A 12,599-nucleotide genomic window follows, 5' to 3' on the forward strand; every position below is an offset into this window, starting at 1 on the left:
CGGTTGCCGTCAGGCCCAGTCGCGCGCAGGCAGGAAGTCGGTGTACAGCGCGCTTTCCGCGCTGCCCGGTTCCGGCTTCCAGTCGTAGCGCCATGTCACCTGCGGCGGCATCGACATCAGGATCGATTCGGCGCGGCCGCCGGACTGCAGTCCGAACAGCGTGCCGCGGTCGAACACGAGGTTGAACTCCACATAGCGGCCGCGGCGGTACGCCTGGAAGTCGCGTTCGCGCTCCCCGAATGGCGTGTCCTTGCGGCCCTGCAGGATGGGAAGGTAGGCGTCCAGGAACGCATCGCCCACGCTGCGCATCATCTCGAAGCTGCGGTCGAAACCCAGCGCCGAGAAGTCGTCGAAGAAAATGCCGCCCACGCCGCGCGCCTCGCCGCGGTGCTTGAGGAAGAAATACTCGTCGCACCACTGCTTGAAGCGCGGGTACAACTCATCGCCGAACGGCGCGAGAGATTGCTGGCAGGTGCGGTGAAAATGCGCGCAGTCGTCGGCATTGCCGTAGTACGGCGTCAGGTCCATGCCGCCGCCGAACCACCAGACCGGATCGGCATCGGGCTTGACCGCGATGAAGCAGCGCACGTTCATGTGCACGGTGGGCACGTACGGGTTGCGCGGATGGAAGACCAGCGACACACCCATGGCTTCGAAGCTGCGCCCGGCCAGTTCGGGCCGGTTGGCGCTGGCCGACGGGGGCAGGGTGTCGCCGGTGACATGCGAAAAGCCCACGCCGGCACGCTCCATCACGGCGCCGCCTTCCAGGATGCGGGTGCGGCCGCTGCCGCGCAGGCGCTCGGTGGGCGGCTTTTCCCAGGCGTCGGTCAGGAACGGCTGCCCGTCGATGGCGGCGACAGCGTCGGTGATGCGGTCTTGCAGACCGAGCAGATAGGCACGGACTGCCTGGGAATCGATCATGGCGTGTAGGGGCGCGGGCCCCGGATGCAAGGGCGGCCGGGCCAGTAGTTGGCCGGCTCGGCCGTCATGAGGGTGTCACGATTGTAACGGCTGGCGTGCCACTTGCCCGCGCGCGCCGTCGGAACGTGACCGGCCGCCCGGAGCCGGTCCGGCCCCATGGCGGCGCCATATCGGCGGTCAGCGCTTGATGGCGCGGTAGCCGATGTCGGTACGGTATTGCATGCCATCGAACTGGATCTGTTCCACGGCGGCGTAGGCGGCGCGTTGCGCAGCCTTGACGGTATCGGCCAGGCCGACCACGCACAGCACACGTCCGCCCGTGGTCAGCAGCGTGCCGTCCTTGAGCGTGGTGCCAGCGTGGAAGGTCACGCTGTCGTCGGTTTCGGCGGGAATGCCGGTGATGGCATCGCCCTTGCGCGGCGCATCCGGGTAGCCGTATGCGGCCATCACGACGCCCAGCGCGGTGCGGCGGTCCCAGTCCAGCTCGACTTCGTCGAGCTTGCCCGACACGGCGGCGTCCATCACGTCGATCAGGTCGGTCTTCAGGCGCGCCATGATCGGCTGGGTTTCCGGGTCGCCCATGCGGCAGTTGAATTCGAGCGTCTTCGGGTTGCCGTCCTTGTCGATCATCAGGCCCGCGTACAGGAAACCGGTGTACGGAATGCCGTCCTTCTCCATGCCGCGCACGGTCGGCATGATGATCTCGCGCAGCGCGCGCGCATGCAGTGCGGGCGTCACTACGGGGGCGGGCGAGTAGGCGCCCATGCCGCCGGTGTTGGGGCCGGCGTCGGCGTCCAGCAGGCGCTTGTGGTCCTGGCTGGTGGCCAGCGCCAGCACGTTTTTGCCGTCGACCAGCACGATGAAGCTCGCTTCCTCGCCGTCGAGGAACTCCTCGACCACCACGCGCGCGCCGGCGTCGCCAAGCTTGTTGTCGGCCAGCATCATGTCGACGGCCGAGTGCGCCTCTTCGAGGCTCATGGCGACGACGACGCCCTTGCCGGCGGCCAGGCCGTCAGCCTTGATCACGATCGGCGCGCCTTGCGCGTCGATGTAGGCGTGGGCCTGGGCAGCGTCGGAGAAGGTCTGGTAGGCCGCCGTCGGAATGCCGTGGCGGTGCATGAAGGCCTTGGCGAAGTCCTTCGACGACTCGAGCTGCGCGGCCGCCTTGGTCGGGCCAAAGATGCGCAGGCCCTTGCCGCGGAACACGTCCACGATGCCGGCAGCCAGCGGCGCTTCGGGGCCGACCACGGTGAAGGCCACGCCTTCGCGCTCGGCAAACGCGGCCAGCACTTCCGGATCCGTCAGCGGAACATTCTGCAGGCGCTTGTCGAGCGCGGTGCCGCCATTGCCCGGTGCCACATACACCACCTGTACTTTGGGGGATTGGGCCAATTTCCAGGCCAGCGCGTGTTCACGTCCACCCGAGCCGACAACCAATACTTTCATGATCCACTGCCAGAAAAGAAACGCATGCAAAAAGGCGGCAGCTTGATCGTGCTGCCGCCCGAGGGCTAAACAAGTCTACTTACTCTTCGATGACCGCGTTGGTGAAGACTTCCTGCACGTCGTCGAGGTTTTCGATGGCGTCCAGCAGCTTCTGCATCTTCGCCGCGTCGTCGCCGGTGAACTCGACCTCGTTCTGCGGCTTCATCACCACGTCGGCGACTTCGGCCTTGAAGCCGGCGGCTTCCAGTGCCGCCTTCACCGCGGAGAAGTCGTTCGGCGGGCAGGTGACTTCGATCGAGCCGTCTTCATTGGTGACGACGTCGTCGGCGCCAGCTTCCAGTGCGGCGTCCATCAGCTTGTCTTCCGGCGTGCCCGGGGCAAACAGGAACTGGCCGCAATGGGTGAACATGAACGCCACCGAGCCTTCGGTGCCCATGTTGCCACCATACTTGGAAAACGCGTGGCGCACTTCGGCCACGGTGCGCACGCGGTTGTCGGTCAGGCAGTCGACAATGATCGCGGCTCCGCTCAGGCCGTAGCCCTCGTAGCGGATTTCCTCGTAGTTCACGCCTTCCAGGCCACCCACGCCACGCTGGATCGCGCGCTGGATGTTGTCCTTGGGCATGTTGGCGTCCATCGCCTTGTCCATGGACAGGCGCAGGCGCGGGTTGGAGTCGGGGTCACCGCCGCCGAGCTTGGCGGCCACGGTGATTTCCTTGATCAGGCGGGTCCAGATCTTGCCGCGCTTGGCGTCAGCGGCGGCTTTCTTGTGCTTGATATTGGCCCATTTCGAGTGACCGGCCATGATTCTCTCCGAAGCGGAAAACGTGTAGTTGTGCGGGAAGGCTGCAGCTTGCGCGCGCCGGGTGTACACAGCGACTAACGGGCGCGCCGGGTGACGGATAGGCCCGGCTGCTGGCTATAATCAGCCCATGATTTTATCACGCGGACCTGTTCGCGCCGCGCCTGTGGCCGCCTGCCACGCTTCCCGATCCAAGACACCATGGCTGAACCTATCCTGATCGCCAAAAATGCCGAGCTTGAACTGGCCTTGCTGCCGCAAATGGGCAACCGGCATGGCCTGATCACCGGCGCCACCGGCACCGGCAAGACCGTGACGCTGCAGACGCTCGCGCAGGGGTTCTCCCGGCTCGGCGTGCCGGTCTTCATGGCTGATGTCAAAGGTGATCTGACCGGCATTTCCCAGCCGGGGCAGCCCAGCGACAAGCTCAAGGCGCGACTGGCCGAGCTGAACCTGCCCGAGCCGGACTGGGGCGGCTGCCCGACCACACTGTGGGATGTATTCGGCCAGAAGGGCCACCCGGTGCGGGCGACGATCTCTCACATGGGCCCGCTGCTGCTGTCGCGCATGCTGGAGCTGAACGATACCCAGCAAGGCGTGCTGAACCTGGTGTTCCGCATTGCCGACGCCAACGGCCTGCTGCTGCTCGACGCCAAGGATCTCCGAGCGATGCTGCAGTACGTTGGCGACAACGCGGCGCAGTTCACGACCGAGTACGGCAATATCTCGGCGGCTTCTATCGGCGCCATCCAGCGCGGGCTGGTTGCGCTGGAGTCGCAGGGGGCGGACGTCTTCTTCGGCGAACCCATGCTCAACCTGGAAGACTTCATCCAGACCGAGAAGGGCCAGGGCGTGGTCAACATCCTGGCGGCCGACAAGCTGATGAACTCGCCCAAGCTCTATGCGACCTTCCTGCTGTGGCTGCTGTCCGAGCTGTTCGAAAAGCTGCCCGAAGCTGGCGACCTCGACAAGCCCAAGCTGGTCTTCTTCTTCGATGAGGCGCACCTGCTGTTCAACGATGCGCCCAAGGCGCTGCTCGACAAGATCGAGCAGGTCGTGCGGCTGATCCGCTCCAAGGGCGTCGGCGTGTACTTCGTCACGCAGAATCCCGTCGATATTCCCGATACCGTCCTGGGCCAGCTCGGCAACCGGGTGCAGCATGCGCTGCGTGCGTTCACGCCGCGCGACCAGAAGGCGGTCAAGGTGGCGGCCACGACCATGCGCGCCAATCCGAAGCTCAACCTCGAAACGGTGATCGGCGAGCTGGGCGTGGGCGAGGCGTTGGTGTCGCTGCTCGACGCCAAGGGCACGCCCGGCGTGACCGAGCGCGCATGGGTGCTCGCGCCGGGCAGCCGCATTGGCCCCATCACCGAAGACGAGCGCAAGCAACTAATTGCGACGTCGCTGGTGGCGGGTACGTATGAGAAGGCGATCGACCGGGAATCGGCCTACGAGAAACTGCGCGGCAGCGTGGCGCCGGCAGGCAACGGTGGCGGCAACGGCGGTACTGCTGCGCAGAAACCCGCAGGCAATGCGCCGGCCGAAGAGGGCGGCTGGCTCGGCACCGCCGGCGAGATCTTCGGCACGCTGACCAAGGGCACGGGCAAGAGCGGCCGAGGCGATTCCATTCTGGAGTCGATGGCCAAGTCGGCTGCGCGCACCGTCGGCTCCCAGGTCGGCCGCGAACTGATCCGCGGCGTGCTGGGTAGCCTGCTGGGCGGGGGGAAGAAGAAGTAAGCCCGTTCAGTGCGAGCCGGCCTGCGATGCGGGCCGGTTTCCCGCGGCGGCCTTCGCTGCTGCCGCGTCTTCGCGCATCTTGCGGCTGAACATGCGCGCAAAGAACCACGCCATGCCAATAATGAAGACGATCACCCCGAGGCTCATCAGCCCGGTACCGGTCGTGAACAGGATCTTGAAGGCTTCCATGCGGATCTCCCTGTGAGATGGTGACGTTTTCCGGCGTTAGCCGTACGACGTCGAGTGTAGGGAGCCGCCCCGCGCGGGTTATTGAGTAGGATCAAGCCGCGCTGGCAAGGCAGGGGAGAAGGCAGGCCGTTCTGGCCTGCCGCAATATCAGTTCTTGGTACCGAACAACCGGTCGCCCGCGTCGCCGAGGCCCGGCACGATGTACGCGTGTTCGTCCAGGTGGCTGTCGAGCGATGCCACGAATAGCTTCACGTTCGGGTGCGCCTTGTGGAATACCTCCACGCCTTCGGGCGCCGCGACCAGCGCGACGAAAGTGATGGCCTCGTCCTTCACGCCGCGGCGCTTCAGCACATCCACGGCATGCGCGGCCGAATAGCCGGTGGCCACCATCGGATCGCACAGGATGAAGCTGCGGTCTTCCACGTCGGGCAGGCGCACCAGGTATTCCACCGGGCGGTGCTGCTCGTCACGGTACACGCCGATATGGCCGATGCGTGCCGACGGGATCAGCTCGACCAGCCCATCGCTCATGCCCACGCCGGCGCGCAGCACCGGCACGATGGTCAGCTTCTTGCCCGCGATCACGGGCGCTTCCAGCGGCACCAGCGGCGTTTCGATATGCCGCGTGGTGAGCGGCAGGTGGCGCGTGATCTCGTAACCCATCAGCAGCGTGATCTCGCGCAGCAGCTCGCGGAAGGTGCGCGTGGACGTGTCCTTGTCGCGCATGTGCGAGAGCTTGTGCTGGATCAGCGGGTGGTCGAGGATGTACAGGCTGGGGAAACGCGGATCTTGTTTCATGGCGGCGGCGATGGCTCGGCGGCAGAAGGGGGAAGCGGGCAGCCCCGATCTTGTGGACCGGGGCGCCGCGCCGTTGTAGCCGGATTGTAATGGAAGCGGGCCGCCGCGCCGTGCGTCAGTCGAGCGCGCGATTCTTCGACTCGATATCGACCATGTAGATCGCGAGCGCCGCCACGGCCAGGAACGAGGACAGGAGCACCAGCGCTAGCGTGAACTGCGTGGCCATGACCGGCGCCACAATGGCCGGCGCGAACAGGCCACCGAAACGTGCCATGGCGCCCGCGGTGCCCATGCCGCTCGCGCGCAGGTCGGTCGGAAACACCTCCGGCGTGAAGGCGTAGAGTGCGCCCCAGGTGCCGAGCAGCGAGAAGCTCATCAGCAGCGTGGAGCCCACCACCAGCGCGGTCGACTGGCCCAGGCTGTAGAGCATGCAGCCGGCGGCGCTGAGCAGCAGGAAGCCGATCAGGGTCGGCTTGCGGCCCCAGCGCTCGACGCCATGCGCAGCCAGCGCGAAGCCCGGCAACTGCACGAGTGCCAGCAGGATCAGGAAGACCTGGCCGCGCATGAAGCCAAAGCCCTGGCCCGCCAGCTTCACCGGCAGGTAGACGAAGACACCGTAGTAGGCGATCGAGATCAGCGCCCACGCCACCAGCAGGCTGATGCTGCGGCGACGGAAGCCGCTCGCGAACAGCGCCAGCACCGACTTGCGTTCCATCTGCTGGGGTTCGAGCGCGCCGATTTCAACCGAAACGCGATTGGCGGTGGCCACGCGCTGCAGCACCGCGCGTGCCTCGGCGGAACGTCCCGACTTGTTCAGGTAGAGCGGAGACTCCGGCACGAAGAAGCGGCACACCACGCCGACCAGCGCCGGGATGCCGGTGACGAGGAAAATCAGGCGCCAGGCTGCATCACCGTGCGAAACGGCGATCAGTGCCAGCACTGCGAGCAGGATCGTGCCGACGGCCCAGAACGATTCCAGCAGCACCAGCCAGCGCCCGCGGCGGTCGGACGGCAGGAACTCGGCCATCATCGTGTAGTCGACGGGCAGCGTGCCGCCGACACCGATGCCGGTCAGGAAGCGCAGCACCAGCAGCCACTGGAAATCCGGTGCGAACGACGAGGCGATACCGCAGATGGCGTCGATGACCACGGCCATCATCAGCACAGGGCGGCGGCCGATCCGGTCGGCCAGGCGGCCGAACACGAATGCGCCGATCAGCATCCCGACGAAGAACGTCGTGCCGGACTGCAGGGCGGTCGGCACGGGGATGCCGAACGTCTTGGCGATCGACGGCGCGGTGAAGCCGATCGACAGCACCTGCATCGCGTCAGCGAGCCAGACCAGGCCGAAGATCACGAACAGCCGGTACTGGAACCGGCCGACGCCGGCCGCGCGGATGCCCTGCTCGATGGTGATGGTTGGCGACATCGCTGCCCTCGTGCTTGGCTGTGGGGCAGAGCTTATCGCAGCTTCGGCGATGGGCGTGGATGGCATGGATGAAATGGATGACGACATGTTGTCTACCTGTCTGTAAAGGCTGATTCCTGAACTCGGAAGCGCACGTCTGTCGAAGCAGGGCCGGACCGGGGGCAACGGATGCGTGATGCATGGACTGCGAGAGGCAGTCGCGCCGGTTTGCTGCGAAACGTGGGGGCTACTTCAATCTGGCGAAGCGAGAACTATGCCGGGAGTCCTCGCGCCCTGCGGGCTTGGTACGAATACGTCATCGTCGCTCCTGTTTGTCTACCCTTGGTGGATTTCTGGTCTTGTATTCATCATCGCGCGCGGTTCGCGGTGGCTCCGTTCTTGTGCCGGAATGCACCGCCGCACGCTGCTGTCGCACTCATGTAGTGTGCACTACATGATCGTTCAGCGTAAGCTACATGAAAAGGGCCGGCAAGGCCGATCTGCGGTTTTCTCCTTGGGGTTTTCCCGCGCGACGTAACGTGCGCAGGAAGGTCTCGGCTAACTCAGTGAGCAGGCGCCGTGCGCAGGCGCGCGACGGTGGCTTCCACGTCCTGCCACGCGGGTTTGTCGGGGGCAAAGCGCGCGCGCAGATATTGCGTAAGCGCCACGATCTGCTGGTCGTCCAGGCTGTCCGCGTAGGACGGCATGGCACCGAGCGTGCTGTTCGGCGGTGCCGGCATGCCTTGCAGCAGCACCTGGATCACGTTGTCGGGCCGGTCGCTGTGCAGGTTCGTGTTGAGTGCCAGCGAAGGCTTCACGCCAAACTGCCGCATGCCCTGGTCGGACTGGTGGCACACCGCGCAGGCGCTCTGATACAGACGTGCGGCAGGACCACCAAGCGTAGTGGCCGCCTCCGCACTGCGGCGTTCGTATTGCGCGGCCTGTGCGGTGATCTGCGCAGGCGCGGGCGGCGGCGCGTTGAACGACGCGACGTAGTGCGCGATGGCGCGCACATCGGATTCGGGCAGCAGCGCAAGCTCTTCAACCACTGGCGCCATCGGCCCGGCTGCGGCGCCGTGATGCACGGCGTAGCCGCCGCGCAGATACGTGAACAGGGCGTCCTCGGTCCACGGTACCGGCGCGCGCGACAGCGCGGTCAGCGCGGGCGCATCCCAGCCTTCGGCGGTGCCGCCCGTCAGGTAGTGGCGGCCACCCTTTTCACCGCCGAGTGCATTGCGCGGCGAATGGCACGCGCTGCAATGGCCGAGGCCTTCGGCCAGGTAGGCGCCGCGGTTCCATTGCGCCGAGCGCGTGGCATCGGGCTGGAACTGCTCGTTGCGATGGAACAGCAGGTTCCAGCCCGCCAACAGCGGACGCATATTGAACGGGAAAGCCAGTTCGGTGCGCGGCACGTCCGCCTTCACCGGCTCGGCCGACATCAGGTAGGCATACAGCGACTGCATGTCGGCATCGCTGATCTTCGCGAACGCGGTGTACGGGAACGCGGGATACAGGCGGCGGCCATCGCGGTGTATGCCTTCGCGCATGGCACGCTCGAAGGCCGCGAACGACCAGTTGCCGATGCCGGTTTCGACATCGGGCGTGATGTTGGTGCTGTAGACCGTGCCGAACGGTGTTTCCAATGCCAGGCCACCCGCATTCTTCACACCGCCCGGAGCCGTATGGCAGACAGCGCAATCGCCGGCTGCTGCCACCAGCCGGCCGCGCTCCAGCGTGGCGGCGGAATAGAAGCCCGGTTCCGTTGGCGCCACGGGTGCGACGGGCGCGCGCCATGGCAGCACCGTGGCGCACAGGCCCGCTGCAGCCGCAGCGGCGGCGGCGAACCAGCCGCGCTTGCTGCGGCGCTTCTCCGGTTGTTGCGCGTCCAGCGCCAGCCGGATCCGGTCTGCGCTGAAAGGCGGTTCGCGCAGGCGCACGCCAGTGGCGTCATAGATGGCGTTGGCGACGGCCGCTGCGGCGGGTAGCGTGGCGGCGGGACCGGCGGCCAGCGTACCGCGCGCAGCGAGTGTTCCGGCCACGCGAATCTCGGGCACGTTGACGCCGGTTACCGCGGGCAGGGTGATGTCCGATGCCTCGGGCAACTCCGCGGGCCATGCGTCGAAGCCCGGCGATTGCGCTGTCAGTTGCCGCGCGGTCTGCGCGACCATGTCTTCGAGTGCCGGCGATGCCGGGGTCGAGCGTGCGGGCACGGCTGCTTCACTGTCATGTCCCACGGTCACGCGCGTCACGGCAAGTTCGCCGGTGGTGCCGTCGACCTCCACTTCCGCAACCCATGCGGACCAGCTTTGCGCAGTATCGTTTTCGACCGTATGCGCATAGGCGAAGCCGCGCCCGCGGCGCACATTGCCACCGCGCGCTGCGCCGGTTCCCGGCGCCGACGGCATCCATCCCGCGCGTTCGGCCACTTCACGGACGAGTGTCGCGCCGCGCGCATCCTCAAGATGTCCGAGCCGCAGCGCTACCGGATCGGTGCTGGCGCTGGCGGCAATCTCGTCGAGGTGCGATTCCTGGGCGAACACTTGCGCGCGGGCGTCCGCGAGCGACGCGCCGGCTGCATTGGCTCCGGCAGCGCCGATGTCGATATTGGGAATGCGATAGGGCGGAAGCACGTTATCGGCGGCTTCCGTGTCGGCGGCTACATCGGCCACCGGCGCGGCGGTGTGGGTCAACCACAGCGCGAGCGGCACGGACGGGGCAAAGGTGCCGCCCAGCGTTGCGGCGTAGGCGTCGATGTCGGCACCGCCGCGCGCACTGTCGATCTGCCAGTGAAGCATGGCGTCGGCCAGGCCAACGCCGTCAGCGGTAATGGTCCGCCGAACGCAACCGCCTGTGGCATGCGCGAGCAGCGCGGCGTCGGCGGCAGCGTGATGCGCAAGCAAGCCGGGATCGGCGGTGTCGTCCGCATCTTGCCAGCACACCAGCGTGATCTGTTGTTCAGTGATGCCGAGCAGCGCGGCCAGTTCGGCACGCAACGCGCCCGGGCGAGCACTGGGCAGCCAGACGCGCAGCGTGCCGCCTCGCCAGTCGGCGATGACGGTGCAGGTTGCAGTGGCCGCCTGCATGCCGGCGAGCGGCCACTGGTAATGCTGTGCTTGCCGGGCGCGCGATTGTTCGAGCGCGGTGGATGCATTGCCCCGCTGCGCCAGCGTCTGTCGGCGAACGGGTGATGCCTCCGGCGAGGGCGGTGTGGCCCAGCGTGCCTGCAGTGCAGCGGTCGCCCGGACAGCCTGTTCTTCCGAATCCGCCACCACGGCGGCGAAGTTGTTGCGTACGACCACGGCGCGCACGCCCGGCATGCCGGCGGCAGCATCGCGGTTCGCATCGAGCAGTCGTGCTACGAGCGGTTGGCCGCCGACCCAGCGCAGGCTGGGCGGCCGCAGCACTTGCGCGGCCAGGCACTGTGGAAACGGCGGTGGACTATCCACTGCCGCAGGAGTCAGGGCAGTCATGCGGGGCGCCAGCGTGTCGGTCACGGCTGTGCTCCTTGCGCATGCTCGCGCTGCAACACGGCGGCGCGCTGCACCGCACGCACGATCTCGACATGCGTGCCGCAGCGGCACAGGTTGAAGCGCAGCGCTTCGCGGATCTCGGCCTCGCTCGGGTCCGGGTTATCCGCGAGCAGCGCTTTCGCGGTCATGATCATGCCGTTGAGGCAATAGCCGCACTGCGCGGCCTGCTCGTCGATGAATGCCTGCTGCACGGGGTCGGACTGCGCGGCAGTGCCAAGCCCCTCCAGCGTGGTCACGGCATGGCCCACCACCGCCTTCACTGGCAACACGCAAGAGCGCGCGGCCGTGCCATCCACCAGTACCGTGCACGCGCCGCATTGCCCCAGGCCGCAGCCGTACTTCGGGCCATTGCAGGCCAGGTCGTTGCGCAGGATATAGAGCAGCGGCGTGTCAGGCGCCACGCACAGCGTGTGCTCGGCGTGGTTGACATGGAGCGTCAGGGGGCGGGGCGCGTTCATCGGGGGCAGGGGGCAGTTTGAACCTCACGCATCGCGGCGTCGCGCCCCTTCATGGCGAGGGGCTGCGGCGCTTCGGACCCGCACGGCGGCAAGGCCGCCATGCAGGCAGTTCGGCTTCAGGCGGACATCATGCCGCTGCCGACAGCGGCGTGCGTCCGGCCGAGACCAGCGGCACGTTGTACACATCGTAGCCGAAACACCAGTCGGGGTTCTCGTTGGTGCGCAGCCACGTGTTGTTGTGCGAGACCAGTTGGACCTTGCTGGCGCGTTCCGAGCGGTTCGCTTCGTACAGCGCGAACGCGGCGGCGAAGTCCTCCGTGCCGGCCTCGGTGAAGCAACGCGTAAGCATGGCCGCGTCCTCGATCGCCATCGCGGCGCCTTGCGCCATGTGCGGCTTCATCGGGTGGCAGGCATCGCCGAGCAGCACCAGGCGGCCGCGGCTCCACAGCGGCAGCGGGTCGCGCTCCAGCAGCGGCCACTTGGTCACTTCGACCGTGCCTTCGATCAGCGACTGCACACCAGTGTGCCAGCCGTCGAACGCGGCGCGCATTTCCTCGATGCTGCTGGGCACCCAGCTCTTGCTCATGTCCCACTCGGGCTCGGGCACGCCGGTCACGTAGTAGATCTCGTCGAGCTTGCTGGTGTCGAAGTACACCATCATGTGGCGGTCGTCCGACCACCACTTGGTGCAGCGGTCATGCGTAAAGCCCTTGACGCGCGAGATCGGGAACACCGCGCGGTGCGCCACGTAGCCCGTGTACTTGGGCGGCTCCGCGCCGAGCAGCGTTTCACGGATGCGCGAGTTCACGCCGTCTGCGCCGATCACGATATCGGCCTCATCGACCGTGCCGTCGGTGAAACGCAGCTGCACTACATCACCCTGGTCGGTCACGCTTTCGAGCTTCTTGTTGAAGAACAGCGTGCCCGGTGCCACGGCATCGGTGAGCAGCTTATGGAAGTCGCCGCGGTGCACGGTCAGGTAGCTGGCACCGTAGTGCTTCAGTGCGTAGTCCCCCAGCGGGATCTGCGCGATCACCTCACCGTTTTCCCAGTCGCGGCTGTACCAGAAGTCCGGGTGGCAGCCCATGTCATTGAGCGCGTCCTCGATGCCGATGCGCCGCATGATCTTCATGACGTTCGGCCCCACGTGGATGCCCGCACCCAGACGCGAAAACGCCGGCGCCTGTTCATAGAGCCTGACCTGGAAGCCTGCCCGCTGCATCAGGGCGGCAGCGGCCGTCCCTCCGAGTCCGGCGCCGATGATTGCGATTCGCGTTTTGCCTTGCACGTTCTTTCTCCTGGCAATGACA

Annotated in this window: 10 protein-coding genes; 1 reads left to right on the forward strand and 9 read right to left on the reverse strand. The window is 66.7% G+C overall.

The window, feature by feature from the left end; all coding sequences use genetic code 11:
- Positions 1-9: 9 nt before the first annotated feature.
- From hemF to KHO41_RS11760, 3 genes are all read right to left on the reverse strand, one after another.
- Positions 10-921 (reverse strand): oxygen-dependent coproporphyrinogen oxidase, encoded by a 912-nt coding sequence (hemF, locus tag KHO41_RS11750; protein ID WP_211953457.1) that lies wholly within the window; start codon positions 919-921, stop codon positions 10-12.
- Between the two features lie 177 nt (positions 922-1,098).
- On the reverse strand, positions 1,099-2,367 hold the full coding sequence (purD, locus tag KHO41_RS11755; RefSeq protein WP_211953458.1) for a phosphoribosylamine--glycine ligase: 1,269 nt from the start codon (positions 2,365-2,367) through the stop codon (positions 1,099-1,101).
- Between the two features lie 79 nt (positions 2,368-2,446).
- Positions 2,447-3,172: a YebC/PmpR family DNA-binding transcriptional regulator gene (locus KHO41_RS11760; protein WP_211953459.1), complete on the reverse strand. Its 726-nt coding sequence runs from the start codon at positions 3,170-3,172 to the stop codon at positions 2,447-2,449.
- Between the two features lie 198 nt (positions 3,173-3,370).
- Here KHO41_RS11760 and KHO41_RS11765 point away from each other — a divergent pair, with 198 nt between their 5' ends.
- The gene (locus KHO41_RS11765; RefSeq protein ID WP_211953460.1) at positions 3,371-4,906 is read left to right on the forward strand and encodes a helicase HerA-like C-terminal domain-containing protein; all 1,536 of its coding nucleotides are present in this window, start codon (positions 3,371-3,373) and stop codon (positions 4,904-4,906) included.
- Positions 4,907-4,912: 6 nt separating this feature from the next.
- Here the strand turns inward: KHO41_RS11765 and KHO41_RS11770 are convergent, their stop codons facing one another.
- The 6 genes from KHO41_RS11770 to KHO41_RS11795 all read right to left on the reverse strand — a co-directional run bounded on the left by KHO41_RS11770 (position 4,913) and on the right by KHO41_RS11795 (position 12,577).
- Complete coding sequence (locus KHO41_RS11770) at positions 4,913-5,095, reverse strand: DUF3149 domain-containing protein (RefSeq protein ID WP_011298669.1); 183 nt, start codon at positions 5,093-5,095, stop codon at positions 4,913-4,915.
- Between the two features lie 147 nt (positions 5,096-5,242).
- Positions 5,243-5,893: a uracil phosphoribosyltransferase gene (upp, locus tag KHO41_RS11775; protein ID WP_211953461.1), complete on the reverse strand. Its 651-nt coding sequence runs from the start codon at positions 5,891-5,893 to the stop codon at positions 5,243-5,245.
- Positions 5,894-6,008: 115 nt separating this feature from the next.
- Positions 6,009-7,322, reverse strand: coding sequence for an MFS transporter (locus KHO41_RS11780; RefSeq protein WP_211953462.1), 1,314 nt, complete (start codon positions 7,320-7,322; stop codon positions 6,009-6,011).
- 542 nt (positions 7,323-7,864) lie between these two features.
- On the reverse strand, positions 7,865-10,771 hold the full coding sequence (locus KHO41_RS11785) for a c-type cytochrome (protein ID WP_211953539.1): 2,907 nt from the start codon (positions 10,769-10,771) through the stop codon (positions 7,865-7,867).
- A 20-nt stretch (positions 10,772-10,791) separates the two neighbouring features.
- Complete coding sequence (locus KHO41_RS11790; RefSeq protein WP_211953463.1) at positions 10,792-11,289, reverse strand: (2Fe-2S)-binding protein; 498 nt, start codon at positions 11,287-11,289, stop codon at positions 10,792-10,794.
- A gap of 127 nt (positions 11,290-11,416) precedes the next feature.
- The gene (locus KHO41_RS11795; protein WP_211953464.1) at positions 11,417-12,577 is read right to left on the reverse strand and encodes an FAD-dependent oxidoreductase; all 1,161 of its coding nucleotides are present in this window, start codon (positions 12,575-12,577) and stop codon (positions 11,417-11,419) included.
- Positions 12,578-12,599 lie beyond the last annotated feature (22 nt).

The organism is Cupriavidus numazuensis (genome assembly GCF_905397435.1).
GTDB classification, from domain to species: domain Bacteria; phylum Pseudomonadota; class Gammaproteobacteria; order Burkholderiales; family Burkholderiaceae; genus Cupriavidus; species Cupriavidus numazuensis.